This is a genomic window from Streptomyces sp. NPDC033165, assembly GCF_055577965.1.
Window position 1 is genome coordinate 444,231 of sequence record NZ_JBVIPK010000005.1, and the last position, 17,234, is coordinate 461,464.

General features: G+C 72.5%; 13 protein-coding genes. 3 read left to right on the plus strand and 10 right to left on the minus strand.

Translation table 11 applies throughout. The features are described 5' to 3' along the window. Nucleotides 1-134 precede the first annotated feature (134 nt). The 9 genes from ACZ5WC_RS15795 to ACZ5WC_RS15835 all read right to left on the minus strand — a co-directional run bounded on the left by ACZ5WC_RS15795 (nt 135) and on the right by ACZ5WC_RS15835 (nt 11,141). On the minus strand, nt 135-1,385 hold the full coding sequence (locus ACZ5WC_RS15795) for a pseudouridine synthase (RefSeq protein WP_468541317.1): 1,251 nt from the start codon (nt 1,383-1,385) through the stop codon (nt 135-137). After that, nucleotides 1,385-2,041: an SMC-Scp complex subunit ScpB gene (gene scpB, locus ACZ5WC_RS15800; protein WP_468541318.1), complete on the minus strand. Its 657-nt coding sequence runs from the start codon at nt 2,039-2,041 to the stop codon at nt 1,385-1,387. Before scpB ends, ACZ5WC_RS15795 begins: the two co-directional genes overlap by 1 nt. Further along, nucleotides 2,038-3,051, minus strand: a complete 1,014-nt coding sequence (locus ACZ5WC_RS15805; RefSeq protein ID WP_468541319.1) for a segregation and condensation protein A — start codon at nt 3,049-3,051, stop codon at nt 2,038-2,040. The genes scpB and ACZ5WC_RS15805 overlap by 4 nt, the downstream gene beginning before the upstream one ends. Before the next feature lie 81 nt (nt 3,052-3,132). After that, on the minus strand, nt 3,133-3,696 hold the full coding sequence (locus ACZ5WC_RS15810) for a hypothetical protein (RefSeq protein ID WP_468541345.1): 564 nt from the start codon (nt 3,694-3,696) through the stop codon (nt 3,133-3,135). Further along, on the minus strand, nt 3,693-4,811 hold the full coding sequence (locus ACZ5WC_RS15815; RefSeq protein ID WP_096632213.1) for a ParA family protein: 1,119 nt from the start codon (nt 4,809-4,811) through the stop codon (nt 3,693-3,695). The genes ACZ5WC_RS15810 and ACZ5WC_RS15815 overlap by 4 nt, the downstream gene beginning before the upstream one ends. A gap of 368 nt (nt 4,812-5,179) precedes the next feature. Continuing rightward, nucleotides 5,180-6,295 carry an alanine dehydrogenase gene (ald, locus tag ACZ5WC_RS15820; RefSeq protein ID WP_468541346.1) on the minus strand — a complete coding sequence of 372 codons (1,116 nt, stop codon included), beginning with the start codon at nt 6,293-6,295 and terminating at the stop codon, nt 5,180-5,182. 143 nt (nt 6,296-6,438) lie between these two features. Next, complete coding sequence (locus ACZ5WC_RS15825; protein ID WP_468541320.1) at nt 6,439-8,571, minus strand: tetratricopeptide repeat protein; 2,133 nt, start codon at nt 8,569-8,571, stop codon at nt 6,439-6,441. Nucleotides 8,572-8,773: 202 nt separating this feature from the next. Further along, the gene (locus ACZ5WC_RS15830) at nt 8,774-9,400 is read right to left on the minus strand and encodes an NUDIX domain-containing protein (RefSeq protein WP_468541321.1); all 627 of its coding nucleotides are present in this window, start codon (nt 9,398-9,400) and stop codon (nt 8,774-8,776) included. Nucleotides 9,401-9,485: 85 nt separating this feature from the next. Further along, nucleotides 9,486-11,141 (minus strand): CTP synthase, encoded by a 1,656-nt coding sequence (locus ACZ5WC_RS15835; RefSeq protein WP_096632210.1) that lies wholly within the window; start codon nt 11,139-11,141, stop codon nt 9,486-9,488. A gap of 442 nt (nt 11,142-11,583) precedes the next feature. Between ACZ5WC_RS15835 and ACZ5WC_RS15840 the strand changes: the two genes are divergently transcribed. The 3 genes from ACZ5WC_RS15840 to ACZ5WC_RS15850 all read left to right on the plus strand — a co-directional run bounded on the left by ACZ5WC_RS15840 (nt 11,584) and on the right by ACZ5WC_RS15850 (nt 15,996). Further along, complete coding sequence (locus tag ACZ5WC_RS15840; RefSeq protein ID WP_468541347.1) at nt 11,584-13,386, plus strand: glycoside hydrolase family 15 protein; 1,803 nt, start codon at nt 11,584-11,586, stop codon at nt 13,384-13,386. 93 nt (nt 13,387-13,479) lie between these two features. Beyond that, nucleotides 13,480-14,061 carry a GNAT family N-acetyltransferase gene (locus ACZ5WC_RS15845; RefSeq protein ID WP_468541322.1) on the plus strand — a complete coding sequence of 194 codons (582 nt, stop codon included), beginning with the start codon at nt 13,480-13,482 and terminating at the stop codon, nt 14,059-14,061. Nucleotides 14,062-14,370: 309 nt separating this feature from the next. Next, on the plus strand, nt 14,371-15,996 hold the full coding sequence (locus tag ACZ5WC_RS15850; RefSeq protein ID WP_468541323.1) for a PucR family transcriptional regulator: 1,626 nt from the start codon (nt 14,371-14,373) through the stop codon (nt 15,994-15,996). A gap of 7 nt (nt 15,997-16,003) precedes the next feature. On the opposite strand, the gene ACZ5WC_RS15855 is transcribed toward ACZ5WC_RS15850, so the two are convergent. After that, complete coding sequence (locus ACZ5WC_RS15855; protein WP_468541324.1) at nt 16,004-17,101, minus strand: glycosyltransferase family 4 protein; 1,098 nt, start codon at nt 17,099-17,101, stop codon at nt 16,004-16,006. Between the last annotated feature and the right edge of the window lie 133 nt (nt 17,102-17,234).

The window sequence follows — 17,234 nt, forward strand, 5'->3', positions numbered from 1 at the left end:
CTAATAGTCACTCTGACTATAAAGGATGGACGGGGACGGCAGAAGGCCCGTGGCCGGTCCTGTTCGAGAATCCTGAACAGGACCGGCCACGGGCCTTCAAGCGGGACCCGGCGGCCGGCGGAACCCGGTGCGGGCTAGAGGCCGACCTCGCGCATCAGCATGCCGACCTCGGTGTTCGTCAGGCGGCGCAGCCACCCGGACTTCTGGTCGCCCAGCGGGATCGGCCCGAACGACGTCCGTACGAGGCGCTCGACCGGGAAGCCCGCCTCGGCCAGCATCCGGCGCACGATGTGCTTGCGGCCCTCGTGGAGGGTCACCTCGACCAGGTAGTTCTTGCCGGTGTTCTCGACCACGCGGAAGTGGTCGGCGCGGGCGTAACCGTCCTCCAGCTGGATGCCGTCCTTGAGCCGCTTGCCGAGGTCACGCGGCAGGGGGCCCTGGATGGCGGCCAGGTAGGTCTTCTTGACGCCGTACTTGGGGTGCGTGAGGCGGTGGGCCAGCTCACCGTGGTTGGTGAGCATGATGATGCCCTCGGTCTCGGTGTCCAGCCGGCCGACGTGGAACAGCCGCGTCTCGCGGTTGGTCACGTAGTCGCCGAGGCACTGGCGGCCGTCCGGGTCCTCCATCGAGGAGACGACACCGGCGGGCTTGTTCAGCGCGAAGAAGAGGTAGGACTGCGCGGCGACGGTCAGGCCGTCGACCTTGATCTCGTCCTGGTGCACATCGACGCGCATGCCCTGCTCGACGACGATCTCGCCGTTGACCTCGACCCGGGCCTGCTCGATCAGCTCCTCGCACGCGCGGCGCGAGCCCATACCGGCCCGGGCGAGGACCTTCTGCAGCCGCTCACCCTCCTGCTCGGCGCCCGGGTGGGTCTTGGGGAGCTTGATGTCGGGCTTGTTCGCGTACCGGTCGCGGTTGCGCTGCTCGATCTTGGCGTCCAGCTCGCGCGGGCGCGAGGGGGCACCGCGACGGAAACCGCCGCTGCGTCCGCCCCCGCCCTGCGCGGGCTTCGGGCCGCCCTTGGCCCCGCCGCGCGCCGCCGCGCCGCGCCCCTTGCGGGGGCCGTCCTGCTCGGTCCGGGCGCCGGGGGCGTCGTTGCCCACGTCGTAGCGGCGCTCCTCGGGGCGGGGACGGCGAGGACGCTTGTCCTTGTCCTGCTCGTCGCGTCCGCCCTGGAAGCCCGGACGCCCGCCCTGGCCGCCGGAACGACCGCCCTGCGCGCCGCCGCGTCCGCCCTGGCCGCCGGGGCGTCCGCCCTGGCCACCGCTCTGGCCCTGGCGGAAGGACCCGCCGCCGCCGCGGCCGCCTCCGCCCGCGCCGTTCCCGCTCCTGGGGGGCCGGCCGCCGCTGCCGCTTCCGCTGTTCCTGCCACTGCTTCGCATCAAAATTCCGTCTTGTCGTCTGCGTGAGTATCCGGGGTGTCCGGTGCGTCCGGATCGAACGACGGCACACCCTCTAGCGTCTCAGCCTCGATCGCGTCCGCCTCCGGGAGGAAGGGCGCGAGCTCCGGGAGCTCGTCCAGGCCGCGCAGGCCCATTCGCTCCAGAAAGTAGTTCGTCGTCCTGTACAGGATCGCACCTGTTTCGGGTTCCGCGCCCGCCTCGGCCACCAGGCCCCTCTGGAGGAGGGTCCGCATGACGCCGTCGCAGTTCACCCCGCGCACCGCCGAGACCCTCGACCGGCTCACCGGCTGCCGGTAGGCGACCACCGCCAGGGTCTCCAGCGCGGCCTGTGTGAGCCGCGCGTGCTGGCCGTCCAGGACGAAGCCCTCCACGGCCGCCGCGTACTCGGGGCGGGTGTAGAAGCGCCAGCCGCCCGCCACGAGCCGCAGGTCGAAGCCGCGGCGCTGCACGGTGTACTCGTCGGCCAGCTCCCGCAGCGCGTCCGCCACGGCCCTGCGGGGCCGCTGGAGCACCTTGGCCAGCTGGTCGACGGTGGCGGGCTCGTCGACGACCATGAGGACCGCCTCCAGGGCGGGCTTCAGGTCGAGCACGGCGACCGCCCCCTCGCCCTCCGCCCGAGTCGGCTGCTCGCTCATTCCCGTACGTCCTCCTCTTCGGGGGTCCCGTTCAGCGCCCGGATCTCCTGGACCTCCTGGATCTCCTGGTCGAACTCGTCCGTCACCACCGGCTCCGCGTCCGCCCCGCCGCACCAGGCCACCAGCAGGTCGCCCAGTGCCTCGTCCTGGTCCAGGGTGACGGCCTTCTCGCGGTACAGCTCCAGCAGGGCGAGGAAGCGGGCCACCACGGTGAGGGTGTCCGGCGCGTCCTCGGTCAGCGTGCAGAAGCTCACCGCCGCCCCCGCCTCGCGCAGCCGCTCCACCACGATGCCCGCCTGCTCCCGCACGCTGACCAGGGGGGCGTGGATGTGGTCCACGTACACCTGGGGCTTGGGCTTCGGCTGCGTCGCCTTCACCGCGAGCTTCGCGAAGCCCTCGGGTCCGATGCTGATGACGACCTCGGGCAGCAGCTCCGCGTGGTGGTCCTCCAGGCCGACGGTACGGGGGTGGCGGCGGGCCTCGGACTCCAGACGGTCCTGGAAGATCTCGGCGATCCGCTTGTACGCCCGGTACTGGAGCAGCCGCGCGAAGAGCAGGTCCCGCGCCTCCAGGAGCGCGAGGTCCGCCTCGTCCTCCACCTCGGCGGCGGGCAGCAGCCGGGCGGCCTTGAGGTCGAGGAGGGTGGCGGCGACGACGAGGAACTCTGTGGTCTGGTCGAGGTCCCCGTCGGGGCCCATGGCGCGGATGTACGCCATGAACTCGTCGGTGACCTTGGAGAGCGCGACCTCGGTCACGTCCAGCTTGTGCTTGGAGATCAGCTGGAGTAGCAGGTCGAAGGGGCCCTCGAAGTTCACCAGCCGGACGGTGAAGCGCTTGTCGTCGGCCGCCGTGCGCTCAGCCGCGGGCTCCGGCCCTGCCGCCGGTACTACGGCAACGGCTTCCGGCTCCCGTACGGCTTCCGGAGCCGCCTCCATCGCTGCCGCTCCCGCCCCCGGCCCCGGCCCGAGCGCACGGCGGCGCGGAGCGGCGGGGTCGGCGGGCGTCGGCATGGTGGTCCAGGGGTGGGGCGGGCGGGGACGGGCCCCACCGGTCGGCGGGCCCCAACCGGCAGGCTACCCGCGCCGCGCCGGTCAGCGGCCGCGCAGCCGCCGTACGAGGATGCTCGCGTCGCCCCGGGACTCCAGGTCTGCCAGGACCACCGCCACCGCCTCGCGGACGATGCGGCCGCGGTCGACGGCGAGGCCGTGTTCGCCGCGCAGGACGAGCCGGGCGTGTTCGAGGTCCATCAGCTCCTCGGCGGAGACGTAGACCGTGATCTTCTCGTCGTGCCGCTCCCGGCCGCTGGGGCGGCGGTTCGCCCCGCGTCCGCCGCCGCGCCTGCGCTGCGGCTGGACCGCCGGGGGCTGCTCCGCGGGGGCCGCGGAAGCCGCGGGGCGCTCGCCGGAGGCGGCCTTGGCGGAGGAGGAACGTTCGCCCTCGCCCCGGCCGCGCGTGGCGTCGCCGTCGGCGTCGGCCGCGGTGTGCTCCTCACGGTCGGCGGACGAAGCCCGGCCGGAGGGGTCGCTCTCTCCGGCGGGCGCCGGGACGCGCGGCTCGCCGTTCGCCTTGCGCCGCCGGTCCGCCGGGGAGGAGGGCTGGAGGCCCATCCCGCCTCCGGTGGTACGGAACAGTTCGTCGGCCCCGGGCAGACTCACTCGGCGTGACACCGGGCGAGCACCTCCCTGGCGAGCTGGCGATAGGCGGCGGCGCCGACCGAGTTGGAGGCGTAGGTGGTGATGGGCTCACCGGCGACCGTGGTCTCCGGGAAGCGGACCGTGCGCCCGATGACCGTGTGGTAGACGTGGTCGTCGAAGGCCTCGACGACGCGCGCCAGGACCTCGCGGCTGTGCACCGTACGGGAGTCGTACATGGTGGCGAGGATGCCGTCGAGCTCCAGCTCCGGGTTGAGCCGCTCCTGGACCTTCTCGATGGTCTCGGTGAGCAGCGCCACCCCGCGCAGCGCGAAGAACTCGCACTCCAGCGGCACTATGACCTTGTGAGCGGCCGTCAGGGCGTTCACGGTGAGCAGGCCGAGCGAGGGCTGACAGTCGATCACGATGTAGTCGTAGTCGGCCATCAGCGGCTTCAGGGCGCGCTGGAGCGTGGACTCTCGGGCCACCTCGCTGACGAGCTGCACCTCGGCCGCGGAGAGGTCGATGTTGCTGGGCAGCAGGTCCATGTTGGGGACCGCGGTCTTGAGCAGGACCTCGTCGGCCGCCATGCCCCGCTCCATGAGCAGGTTGTAGACGGTGAGGTCGAGCTCCATCGGGTTGACCCCGAGGCCGACCGAGAGGGCGCCCTGCGGGTCGAAGTCGACGAGCAGGACCCGGCGTCCGTACTCCGCGAGGGCGGCACCCAGGTTGATGGTCGACGTGGTCTTGCCGACGCCGCCCTTCTGGTTGCACATCGCGATGATCTTCGCGGGGCCGTGGTCGGTCAGGGGACCCGGGATCGGGAAGTACGGCAGGGGCCGTCCGGTCGGGCCGATGCGCTCGCGGCGCTGACGCGCGGCGTCGGGCGCGAGGGTGGCCGCGTACTCCGGGTCGGGCTCGTACTCGGCGTCGGGGTCGTAGAAGTGCCCCTCGGGCACCTCGGCGAAGTCGGCGAAGCTGTCGGTGTCCCGGCTGCTCTCGTTGCCGGCCGTGGCGTTCACGTGTGGGCCGTCCATCATCTGGGGGGCTGTCGTCATGTGCTGTTGGGTGGCGAAGGTGCGGACAGCGACGGAGCCGACAGCTTCGAGCCCGATCGGGCTCAGACCCCGTGCAGGCATCCCTGGTTGACCACCCCCGGGAGTAATTGTCGACTCATTCACAAGTCGTCTTACCTCCTTGGACGTGACCAGGAAACTTATCGATAGGTCAGCGTGGCACCATGCCGACGATTGGCGACTCTATGGCGTGTCACCGGTCCGCAGCAACACAATCCGCCGGACCCGGCCCGATGTGTCGGCAATCGAACGTCTCGCTGTCAAGGGTGCACAGCGTCCAAGCCACACATTTCGCCGCTGCACGAAACGGGTAAAGGGTTACGTTCGAGGCGAGTTGCGCAAGGGCCTCGGCGGGCCCGACGCACGTCCGGCCGGACCTTGCTCGGCAAGGTCCGGCCGGACGTGCGATGTTGACGGAAGAGGTTGACCCGTCAGCCGAGAAGGGTGCTCAGCTCGACGTGCGGGAGGTCGTGCGCCTCGGCCACCTCGCGGTAAACCACCTGGCCCTCATGGGTGTTGAGGCCCTTGGCGAGTGCGGCGTCCCGGCGCAGAGCTTCGACCCAGCCGCGGTTCGCCAGCTCCACGATGTAGGGCAGCGTGGCGTTGGTGAGCGCGTAGGTGGAGGTGTTGGGCACCGCGCCGGGCATGTTGGCGACGCAGTAGAAGACCGAGTTGTGGACCTGGAAGGTCGGCTCGGCGTGAGTGGTCGGGTGCGAGTCCTCGAAGCAGCCGCCCTGGTCGATCGCAATGTCGACAAGAACACTTCCGGGCTTCATCTTGGCGACGAGCTCGTTGGTGACCAGCTTCGGGGCCTTGGCTCCGGGGATCAGCACGGCGCCGATGACGAGGTCGGCCTCGACGACGGCCTTCTCCAGCTCGAAGGCGTTGGAGACGACGGTCTTCACCTTGGTGCCGAAGATCTTGTCGGCCTCGCGGAGCTTGTTGATGTCGCGGTCGAGCAGCGTGACGTGGAAGCCGAGGCCCACGGCGATCTGCGTGGCGTTCCAGCCGGAGACACCGCCGCCGATGACGACGGCCTCGCCGGCGTGGGTGCCGGGGACGCCACCGGGGAGCACACCGCGGCCGCCGACCGAGCGCATCAGGTGGTACGCGCCGACCTGCGGGGCCAGGCGGCCCGCGACCTCGGACATCGGGGCGAGCAGCGGCAGGGCGCGGTTCGCGGTCTCGACCGTCTCGTAGGCGATGGCGGTGGTGCCGGAGGCCAGCAGCGCGTCGGTGCACTCGCGGGAGGCGGCGAGGTGCAGGTAGGTGAAGAGCGTCTGGTCCTTGCGGAGGCGGTGGTACTCCTCGGCGACCGGCTCCTTGACCTTGAGCAGCAGGTCGGCGGCGGCCCAGACCTCGTCGGCGGTGGGCAGGATCTGCGCACCGGCGGCGACGTACTCCTCGTCCGGGATGGACGAGCCGACGCCGGCGTTCTGCTCGATGACGACCTGGTGGCCGTGGCGGACGAGCTCATGCACTCCGGCGGGGGTGATCGCCACCCGGAACTCGTTGTTCTTGACTTCGCGGGGGATGCCGACCTTCACGTCGATCACGGTCCTTGGCTCGGGGGGTCATCCGGGCACATCAGTGCAGACCCGGACATATACAGCATAAATGGAGACGCCACGAAGGAACGCGGCAGAGCCAGTCTAATGAAGGACTTCGCGCTGTCTAGCCTTACAAAGCATTAACTTTCTGTCGAAGCACTACGGATTTCGCAGGTAGAGCCTTCCTCGCCCAGCAATCTGTCGGCCGCGCCCCGGTGCAGCCGGGCCGCCGCCGGATCCCCCAGCCGGTCCAGCGTGTCGGCAAGACGCAGCTGGAGCGCCGCCTGAAGCCGCACGTCACCGGCGCGCCGGGCCAGCTCGACGGCCTCCCGGCAGGTCTGGAGCGAGTCGTGCGGCCGGCCCGCGTACTCCTGGACCCGGCCCGCCTCGCTGAGCGCCCGCGCCTGGGCCGCCGGGTCGCCGAGCCTGCGGTGGCCCGCCGCGGCCGCCCGCCAGTTCCGCAGCGCCTCGCCGTAGCGCCCGGCGTACGTGTGCACGGCGCCGAGCCGCCCGTAGAGGCGCGCCTCGTCCGCCCGCTCACCCTGGGTGAGGCGCTGGGAGAGCGCCCGGCCGTACCAGTCGGCGGCCCGGTGGTAGTCCCCCAGCTCCTCGTACGCGCCGCCTACGGATTCCATCGCGCGGCCGGTGGCGTACAGGTCCTTAGCGGCCCTTCCGGCGTCCAGCGCGGCCCGGTAGCGGGTCAGCGCCTCGCGGGTGCGGCCGGTGCGGGCGTCCAGATCGGCGAGGTTCAGCAGGGCGGCCGCCTGCTCCCGGGGCAGTTCGCGGCGCTGCGCCACGTCCAGGACCAGGCCGTGCAGCCCGTACAGCTCGGGGGCGGCAGCCTCCGTCCCCCGGTGCACGGCCAGGGCCCGCACCAGGGCGGCCACCAGCCGCCGGGCCAGGGTGTCGAGCTCCCCGTCCGCGACCGCGAGCCGGGCGGAGGCCAGCAGGGCGGGCTGCCGCTTGCGCAGCCAGGCGCCCGCCTCCTCCGCGTTCGGGAAGCGCAGCGAGCGGGGCAGCCCGGCGAGCTTGCGGCGGGCGGTGGAGCCCTCCGGTTCGGTGACCGCCCGGCAGGACTGGAGGCGGCGCACGGTCCGCTCCAGCATCCGGGCGCGGGCGAGCTGGATCTCGGCGGGCCGGTCCCGGTCCTCCAGGAGGGCCCGCAGCATCGGGGCGAGGCAGCCGGGCACCGCGTACTGGGGGTGGGCGGCGCCGTCCGTCCGCAACAGGCCCAGCCGCACGAAGTCGTCCAGCGTCGAGCGGGCGGCCGAGACCGAGCAGCCCGCCAGCGCGGAGGCCGTGTGGGCGTCGGCGAGCCCGGCGGGCGCGAGGGCCAGCAGACGCAGTATCCGGGCGGCGGCCCCCGGCAGGGAGTCGTGGACGAGCCGGAGGGCGCGGGCCAGCGGGCGGGCGGCGGTGGGCTGCTGCTCGCCGGAGTCGGGCAGCTCGTGCAGCTGCTTGGCGACGTCGGCCACCGAAGCCATCGGGTGGGCGGCGAGCAGCCCACCCACCAGGGTGAGCGCCGCGGGCTGCCCCCCGCACTCCTCCGCCAGGGTCTGGGCGGTGCGGGGGTCGACGGTGATGCGGACCTGTCCGATGGCGCGCGCCAGCAGGTGTACGGCCGCGCCCGCCTCCAGTCCGCCGAGGGTGCAGGGCCGCACGTCGGGGATGCCGGTCAGGGGTCCTGTCGCGGTGGCGACGACCAGGCAGTCCGGGTTCTCCGGGAGCAGCGGGTCGACCTGTTCGGCGTCGGCCGCGTCGTCCAGCAGCAGGACGAGCCGGCGTACGGCGAGGGCCTCGCGGACCATCTCGGACAGCTCGTCCTGATCTGCGCCGGGCGGGACGGCCACCCCGAGGAGGCCGAGGATCTCCCCGGCGGTGCGCTCGGTGGGGACGCCCTCGCCGCCCGGGTCGGTGAGACCCACCCTGATCACCCCGTCGGGGTAGTCGCCCGAACCCGTACCGGCAACGGCCCACGGCAGCGCGCCCGTCGCGGAGGCGGCGGGACCGGCGGTGTCGGTGCCGGTGAGGGCTCCGGCGAGCTCCTCGGCGAGTGCGCTGCGGCCGGAGCCGGGGCGTCCCGCGATGAGCAGGACCCGGGCGCGGGGGGTCTTGCGGCCCGCGAGGGTGTCCAGTCCGGCCCGCTCGATGTCCTCGCGCAGGGCCTTCAACTCACGTTCGCGGCCGAAGAATCGGGGCGGAGCGGCACCGGACGGCTCCTCGGTCGCCGGGGCCTTTGCCAGGCCGCTGGTGTCCACCGCCTGATCGGTCACGAGCCACGCTCCCACTTCGCTGCACGCAGTGCCCGCCGGATCTCCGGTCGGGGCCTTTCGAGCGTAGTTCAGCGGTGGCGAGGATCACTGCGGAGCGGGGCGGAGGGCGGGGGAACATCCCCCGATCGGATCAGCATCTCTTCGGATCGGCATTTCTTACGATCGTCCGACCGGGGGGTGGGGAAAGGGAACGAACGGACTGTCAGGCCTCGAAGGGCCGGGCCGGCCAGGGCGCCTCGGCGGGGCGCAGCGAGTCGATCCCGTCGCCCGCGAGGACGGCGGTGAGCGCGAGCGCCCCGACGACCAGACAGTTGTTGTGCAGGTCCCCCGCGATCACCGAGCGGACCAGCTCGGGCAGCGGTACCCGGGCGTGCTCCATGTCGGCCTCCTCCTCGGAGACCGCGTACCGCTCGCCCTCCGCCTCGGAGAGCTCGCGGGCGAGGAAGATCCGTACGGCCTCGTCGCAGCCGCCGGGCGTGGTGTAGACGTCGGTCAGCACCCGCCAGTCCTCGGCCTTGACGTGCGCCTCCTCGTACAGCTCGCGCTGGGCGGCGTGCAGGGGGTTCTCGCCGGGGACGTCGAGCAGCCCGGCAGGGATCTCCCAGAGCCGCTGACGTACCGGGTGGCGGTACTGCCTCAGGACGATGACCCGGTCCTCGTCGTCGAGGGCGAGGACCGCGACGGAGCCGGGGTGGACCTGGTAGTCGCGGCCGTGGACGGAGCCGTCGGGCATCACCACCTGGTCGGTGCGGACGCTGGTCTTGTTGCCGGTGAAGGGGGTCACGGTCGCGTTGACCTGCCACTCCTCGGGCGTGTCCTGGATACCCATGTGCGTCCTCCCACGTACAAAAACGAGAAACCGGGGCACGCGTCCGTGAAGGACCCGTACCCCGGTCAACCGTAGTGCCTCCCGGCTACTCGCCTGCGCCGACCTTGCGCGCGACGGCCGCCTTCACCAGGCCCGCGAAGAGCGGGTGGGGGCGGGTCGGGCGGGAGCGGAGCTCCGGGTGCGCCTGAGTGGCGACCAGGTAGGGGTGCACCTCGCGCGGGTACTCGACGTACTCGACGAGCTTGTTGTCCGGGGAGGTGCCGGAGAAGACCAGTCCGGCCTTCTTCTCCAGCTCGGCGCGGTAGCCGTTGTTGACCTCGTAGCGGTGGCGGTGGCGCTCCTCCACGTACGGCTCGTTGTCGTAGGCCTCGCGCACGAGGGAGCCCTCGGCGAGCTTGGCCGGGTAGAGGCCGAGCCGCATGGTGCCGCCGAGGTCGCCCGCGCCCTCGACGTAGGCGAGCTGCTCCTCCATGGTCGAGATGACCGGGTGGGAGGTGGCCGCGTCGAACTCGGTGGAGTTGGCGTCGGGGATCTCGGCGAGGTTGCGCGCCGCCTCGATCACGATGCACTGGAGGCCGAGGCAGAGGCCGAGGAGGGGGACCTTGCTCTCGCGGGCGTAGCGGATGGCGCCGACCTTGCCGTCGACACCGCGCTCACCGAAGCCGCCGGGGATGCAGATCGCGTCGACGTCGCCGAGGTGCTCGGCGGCGCCGGCGGCGGTGCGGCAGTCGTCGGAGGTGACCCACTTGACCTTGACCCGGGCCTTGTTGGCGAAGCCGCCGGCGCGGATGGCCTCGGTCACCGAGAGGTAGGCGTCGGGCAGGTCGATGTACTTGCCGACGAGCGCGACGGTGACCTCGTGGTCGGGGTTGTGGACGCGGTCCAGGAGGTCGTCCCAGGTGGTCCAGTCGACGTCGCGGAAGGGCAGGTCGAGCTTGCGTACGACGTAGGCGTCCAGGCCCTCGGTGTGCAGCACCTTGGGGATGTCGTAGATCGACTTGGCGTCGATCGCGGCGACCACGGCGGCCTCGTCGACGTCGCACATCAGCGAGATCTTGCGCTTGATGGAGGTGGGGACCTCGCGGTCGGCGCGCAGCACGATGGCGTCGGGCTGGATGCCGATGTTGCGCAGGGCGGCCACCGAGTGCTGGGTGGGCTTGGTCTTCAGCTCGCCGGAGGGGCCGATGTAGGGCAGCAGCGAGATGTGCACGACGAAGACGTTGTCCCGGCCGACCTCGTGGCGGACCTGGCGGACGGTCTCCAGGAACGGCAGCGACTCGATGTCGCCGACCGTGCCGCCGACTTCGGTGATGACGACGTCGACGTCGTCGGTGGCCATGCGCCGGATGCGGTGCTTGATCTCGTTGGTGATGTGCGGGATGACCTGGACGGTGTCGCCCAGGTACTCGCCGCGCCGCTCCTTGGCGATGACCTGCGAGTAGACCTGGCCGGTCGTCACGTTGGCGGAGCCGTCGAGGTCCACGTCGAGGAAGCGCTCGTAGTGGCCGATGTCCAGGTCGGTCTCGGCGCCGTCGTTGGTGACGAACACCTCACCGTGCTGGAAGGGGTTCATCGTGCCGGGGTCGACGTTGAGGTAGGGGTCGAGCTTCTGCATGGTGACCCGCAGGCCCCGTGCCTTGAGCAGGGCACCCAGGCTGGAGGCAGTCAGACCCTTGCCGAGGGAGGAGGCGACACCCCCGGTGACGAAGATGTGCTTGGTCGTCGTGGATGTGGGCTGCATAGCCAAAGGGGGCTCCCGTGGTCGCGATTCTGAGGTGCGTACCGGCCGCCGAACCGGGGATTCCGGGGGTGCCGTCGCTGCGGTTCGGGGGCCTCGTCCGCTCTCGCGAACGACCACCGGTCCACGGGCTACCAGGGTAACAGCGACGAGGGGAGGCTGCTTCCGGCCACACCCTGCACAGGGGCCTCACACCATCACCCCAGTCGTTTCACGTCCCACCCGATCAGCTCAGAGATGTTGCGGGGACCGTCGCGCGGATCTTCGCGGTGCGTCGTATCCTGCTCAAACACTCGCTGCCGAGACGGCCGGGCGGCGGCACCACCCAGGCCGCCCACCGGTACAGGACTCGTCGGATCTTCCCGGGTGAAAGACCCTACGACCCCCTTGACCCGCAGTAAGCGCCCTTTGACGGGGCGACATGGCCGTTCGACTGGAGACGCACGTGGCCGGGCGCATCGAGGATTACGCACTCATCGGAGACATGCAGACCGCAGCGCTGGTCTGCCGGGACGGCACGGCCGACTGGCTGTGCCTTCCCCGCTTCGACTCGCACGCCGTCTTCGCAGGACTGCTGGGCACCGAGGAGCACGGCTTCTGGCGCCTGGGCCCCGCGAGAGCGGAGGGAGCCGAGCCACCCTCCGCCGACCGACGGCGATATCGCGGTGACTCCCTCATCCTGGAATCGGAGTGGGACACACCGCGCGGCACCGTACGGGTGACCGATTTCATGCCCCCGCGTGACGGCGCGCCACAGCTCATCCGGATCGTGGAGGGCGTGAGCGGCCGGGTGCCGATGCGCTCCGAGCTGCGCATGCGGTTCAGCTACGGCCGGGTGACACCGTGGGTGCACAAGGTCGACAATCGCACGGTCGCCGTCGCCGGACCGGACTCCGTCTGGCTGGACACCGAGGCGGACACCTATGGCCGGAATCTGACCACGTACTCCGACTTCACGGTGGCGCCCGGCGACCGGGTGGCGTTCACGATCAGCTGGCAGCCCTCGCACCACGAGCCGCCGGCCCTCCCCGACCCCGAGGGGTCCCTGGAGGCGACCGAGCTGTTCTGGCGCGAATGGGTCGACCAGTGCACGTACCACGGGCCCTATCGGGAGGCGGTCGTCCGCTCCCTGATCACTCTCAAGGCCCTCACGTACGCCCCGACCGGCGGCATCGTCGCCGCGCCGACCACCTCGCTGCCCGAGGAGATCGGGGGCGTACGGAACTGGGACTACCGCTACACCTGGCTGCGGGACGCCGCGATCACCCTCTCCTCCTTGCTGCGCACCGGCTACCGGGAAGAGGCCCGCGCCTGGCGCGAGTGGCTGCTGCGGGCGGTGGCGGGCGACCCGGAGAACCTCCAGATCATGTACGGCATCGCGGGCGAGCGCGAGCTCGGTGAAGCGGAGCTGGACTGGCTGCCCGGCTACGAGAACTCCGGCCCGGTCCGGGTCGGCAACGGCGCGGCGAACCAGCTCCAGCTGGATGTGTACGGCGAGGTCACCGAGGCGCTGCACCTGGCGCACATGACGGGCCTGACCCGCAACGACTACGCCATGGGCCTCCAGCTCAAGCTGATCGAGTACCTGGAGAAGCACTGGGAGGAGCCCGACGAGGGCATCTGGGAGGTGCGCGGCCCGCGCCGCCACTTCGTGCACTCCAAGGTGATGGCCTGGGTCGCGGTCGACCGGACGATCAAGCTCATCGAGTCCGGGGACGTCGAAGGCCCGCTGGAGCGGTGGTACGAGCTGCGCGACGACATCCACCGGGATGTCTGCGAGCGCGGCTACGACAAGGAGCGCAACACCTTCACCCAGTCCTACGGATCCAAGGAGCTGGACGCCTCCTTGCTGCTCATCCCGCAGATGGGCTTTCTGCCGCCGGACGACAAGCGGGTCATCGGCACGATCGAGGCGATCCAGCGGGAGCTGTCCACGGAGGACGGCTTCATCCTGCGCTACCCCACGGAGGGCGAGGACGCGGGCGTCGACGGTCTGGAGGGCGACGAGGGCGCGTTCCTGGCCTGCTCGTTCTGGATGGCCGACGACCTCGCGATGATCGGCCGGGTCGACGAGGCGCGTCAGCTGTTCGAGAAGCTGCTGTCGCTCCGCAACGACCTGGGCCTGCTGGCCGAGGAGTGGGACCCCCATCTCCAGCGCCAGGTGGGGAACTTCCCGCAGGCGTTCAGCCATGTCCCGTTGATCGACACGGCACTGCGGCTGACGGCGAGCGGCGCGTACGTCGGCTGAGCTCCCGCGCGGTCCGGGCCGGCCGAGGGCTGTCCCGTCATCCCGGTGGACCGAGTCCGCCAGGGGTACGGGACAGCCCTTAGGCTGCCGATCATGAACGCGGCCACGACCAGCGGTAAGAGCACGGAGCCCGGGCTCATCATCCTCGACGCCCGGCAGCTGGCCTCCGACCCGGGGCTGGAGGCCTCGTTCGCGGAGTCGGCCCGGCGCATCCTGGCGGACCTGGTCGGCGCGGGCGCCGCGCTGGGGTGGGTCGAGCCGCCGTCGCGGGACGAGGTGGCGGACCTTCTGGGCCAGGTCGTCTCCGAGGCGCGGGCCGGGGACGCGGCGCTGCGGGCCGCCTACCTCGGCCGTCGTCCGGTCGGGCTGGGGTACTGGCGCCGCTACTCCCGGCCGACCCACCGCCCCCACGCCGATCTGGAGAAGGTCGCGGTGGACGCCGCCGCGCACGGACGCGGCGTCGGCCGGGCCCTGACCGCCGCCCTGATCGCCGACGCGCGCGATGCGGGCATCGAGATCCTCACGCTGGACGCCCGCGGCGACAACACCCGTGCGCTGGGCCTCTACCGGTCGCTGGGCTTCCGTGAATACGGCCGTCTGCCCGGCTTCGTCGCCGTCGGCGACCACCGTTACGACAAGGTCTTCCAGATGCTGGACCTCCGCCGGCAGGGCTGACCCCCGCCGCCGACGGCGGTCCGGCACGAGGCGCGGGGGCGGCTCGGCTCCCCGGTCACCCACCCCACCGTCCCGTCCGCCGGCGCTGCTGCGTCTCTTCCCGTCCCGCATCGAGCTCCCGAAGAGCACCGTGCGCCGGCCCCGGCAGGTCGGCGGCATCGCGATCGGCGGGGCGTCGCCCGAGCACGGCGATTCCGCCTCCCCTGCCATGCGCACCCCGTACCCCGGGCGGTAGCGTCCTGAACAGGACGACCCCCCCGGGGCATCGGGTGCGGAGACAGCGGAAACAAGGGGAAGCGGGCCGGGTACGTGGAGAGCCACAGCGGAATCACCGTGCAGCGGGCGCTGGAGCTGCCGGGGCTGCGCGCCGGGCTCCCGGAGGTGGTGGCGGGCGCCGACCGACTGAACCGTACGGTGCGCTGGGTGCACGCGGGCGAGGTCCCGAACATCGCCTCGCTCCTCAAGGGCGGCGAGCTGCTCCTGACCACCGGCCTGGGCCTCGGCACCCGCCCCGCCGAACAGCGCGCGTTCGTCCGCCGCCTCGCCGACCGGGGCATCGCCGCCCTGGTCGTGGAGCTCGGCCCGCGCTTCGGCAGGCTGCCCGCCGCCATCGTGGACGCCGCCCGCACGGCCGGGCTACCGCTGGTCCAGCTGCACCGCGAGGTCCCGTTCGTCGCGGTGACCGAGGAGGTGCACACCGAGATCGTCAACGGCCACTACGCACTGCTCCAGCAGGCGGAGGAGGTGCACCGGCACGCGACGCGGGCGCTGCTCGACGGGGGCGGGGTGCCGCAGGTCCTCGGAATCCTCGCCGACTTCACCGCCAACCCGGTCTTCCTGGAGACGCCCGACGGCCAGCTCCTGTACGCGGCCTCCACCGGCACGGGCCCGGTGGGCGCGGACCCGCTCCAGGTCTGGGAGGGCATGCGCGGCGACCGGGCGGCCCGGGAGAGCCCGCCGTCGGGTGCGGTCCTGGTGGATGTGCCGGGCGGCGGTCCGGAGACCGGTGCGGTACGGGCCCGGCTCGTGCTCCTCGCGGTGTCCGGGCCGCTGGCGACCGTGCACCGGATGGCGGCCGAGCGCGCGGCGGGCCTCCTCGCGGTGGTCCTGATGCAGGCCAGGCAGGAGGAGGAGCTGGCCGCCCGGGGCCGTGGCGACTTCCTCACCGACCTCGCGGAGGGCCGGATCGCCCCGGAGGACGCCCCCGCCCAGGCCCGGGTGCTCGGCTTCCGGCCCGGGGACACCCCGCTGCTCCCGGTCGTGATGCGGCTGGCCCCCGAGCTGTCCCCGTCCGGCAACTGGGCGCTGCTGGCCCGGGCGGTCCTGGAGGAGCTGGCGTCGGTCGGCGTTCCGGTGCTGCTGGGGGTGCGGCCGGTCGAGGGACGGGTGCCGCTGCTGCTGGGGCTGCGCTCGGAGGGGGAACGCACAGCGGTCGCGGACCGGGTCGCGGCGGCCCTGCGGGCGGGCGTGGTGCGGGCGGGGCTGGACCGCACCGGTTCGCATCCGCCGGTGGTCGTGGTCGGCGTCGCGGGCGGCTGGGCCGCTGCGGGCGCGGGGCTGCGGCACGCCTCGGAGACGGCGACGGCCGCGCAGGGCCTGGACGACCGGCCCTGGTACGACGCGCGGCGGCTCGACATCGACCTGCTGCTGTGGCGGCTGCGGGACCATCCGGACCTGGCGGCGTTCGTCAACCGGGCGATCGGTCCGCTGCGCGAGCACGACCGCACCTCGCGCCCGCCGCTGCTCCCGACGCTCCAGGCGTATCTGGCGCACGCGGGCCGCAAGGCGGAGACCGCCCGCGAGCTGCACCTCAACCGCCAGACCCTCTACAACCGCCTCGCCCGGATCGGCGAGCTGCTGGGCACGGACCTGGACGACCCGCAGACGGTGCTGGCGCTCAGCCTGGCGCTGCGGGCCCGCCGCCACACAACGTAAGGCCTCCTCAGCGACCGCGCCCCGGGGCCAGGGGCTGCGCCAACTCGTCGTACACGCTCAGGACATGGGCGATCGTGTCGTCCTCGGTGGGCCAGCCCGCCGCCTGGACCCGCCCGGCCTCGGCGAGCCGGGCGAGCGCCCCGGGGTCCCCGAGCAGCCGGACGACCGTGCGGGCGAGCGCCTCGGCGTTGCCGTACGGGACCAGCTCCGCTGCCTCGCCGACCAGTTCGGGCACGCCGCCGACGGCGGTGGCCACCAGCGGCACGCCCGTCCGCAGCGCTTCCTGCGCCAGCAGGGAGCGGCCTTCCCACCGGCTGGGCAGCAGGGCGAGATCGGCGGCGGCGAGCAGCTCCCCCACGTCGTCCCGGCAGCCGACGAGGCAGACGGGCAACTCCTCTTCCCCGATCCGCTGTTGCAGCGCCGCACGCTCGCGCCCCTCCCCCGCGATGACGAGCAGCGGTACGGGGTCGAGGCGGCGCCAGATGCGGGCGGCGTCCAGCAGGGTGTCGAAGCCGTGGTGCGGGACGAGGCTGCCGACGGCCATCAGCAACGGCCGGTCGACCGCCCCCAGTTCGGCCCGCACCTTGCTCTCGTCGAGGCCCCCGGCCAGGCGCGGGAGCGGGGCGGTGACCGGGGCGAGCCGGGCATCACGCGCGCCCCGCGCCCGGGCCCGGTCCACCAGGTCCGACGAGGGGGCGAGGACCACGGCCGCGGCCCGTGCGGCACGCCGTTCCAGCAGGTGCAGGATCTGCCGGCTGGCGCCCTCCGCGTACCGCCGGGTGTGCCAGGTCATGACCAGGGGAACGCCCCGCCCGCTCAGCGCGAGGGCGGTACGGGAGGCCGCGTGCAGCCCGTGCGCGTGGACGACGTCGGCGCCGGTGCACGCGGCCCGCAGCGCGGCGACGGCGGCCGGGTCGCTGCGCCGGGGCACCGGAAGGAAGCGGGCTCCGGCCGCCGTGAAGTCGTAGGCCCGGTCCACCGCGGACGGGGCGCAGACGGTCACCTGAACCCCGCGCGCCACCAGTCCGGCGGCCAGCGAACTGACGTGCGCGCTGCTGCCCGCGCTGCCGCCGCCCAGAACTTGGACCGTACGCAGCTGTGACACGTTGATTGGCTCCCCGGGGTCACCGAGTCGGCGGTAAGTACAGCGCCAAGGATGCCAGTCCGTACGCGCGTTCCGGGACCGGCGGAACGTTGCTGCCGCACCCGCAGCGACAACCGGCCACACGGCACCACTC

Bases quoted from the DNA above. Each gene is read 5' to 3' on its own strand.
- ACZ5WC_RS15795 (WP_468541317.1), bottom strand. From the start codon at position 1,385: ATGCGAAGCAGTGGCAGGAACAGCGGAAGCGGCAGCGGCGGCCGGCCC.
- scpB (WP_468541318.1), bottom strand. From the start codon at position 2,041: ATGAGCGAGCAGCCGACTCGGGCGGAGGGCGAGGGGGCGGTCGCCGTG.
- ACZ5WC_RS15805 (WP_468541319.1), bottom strand. From the start codon at position 3,051: ATGCCGACGCCCGCCGACCCCGCCGCTCCGCGCCGCCGTGCGCTCGGG.
- ACZ5WC_RS15815 (WP_096632213.1), bottom strand. From the start codon at position 4,811: ATGCCTGCACGGGGTCTGAGCCCGATCGGGCTCGAAGCTGTCGGCTCC.
- ACZ5WC_RS15830 (WP_468541321.1), bottom strand. From the start codon at position 9,400: ATGGGTATCCAGGACACGCCCGAGGAGTGGCAGGTCAACGCGACCGTG.
- ACZ5WC_RS15835 (WP_096632210.1), bottom strand. From the start codon at position 11,141: ATGCAGCCCACATCCACGACGACCAAGCACATCTTCGTCACCGGGGGT.
- ACZ5WC_RS15845 (WP_468541322.1), top strand. From the start codon at position 13,480: ATGAACGCGGCCACGACCAGCGGTAAGAGCACGGAGCCCGGGCTCATC.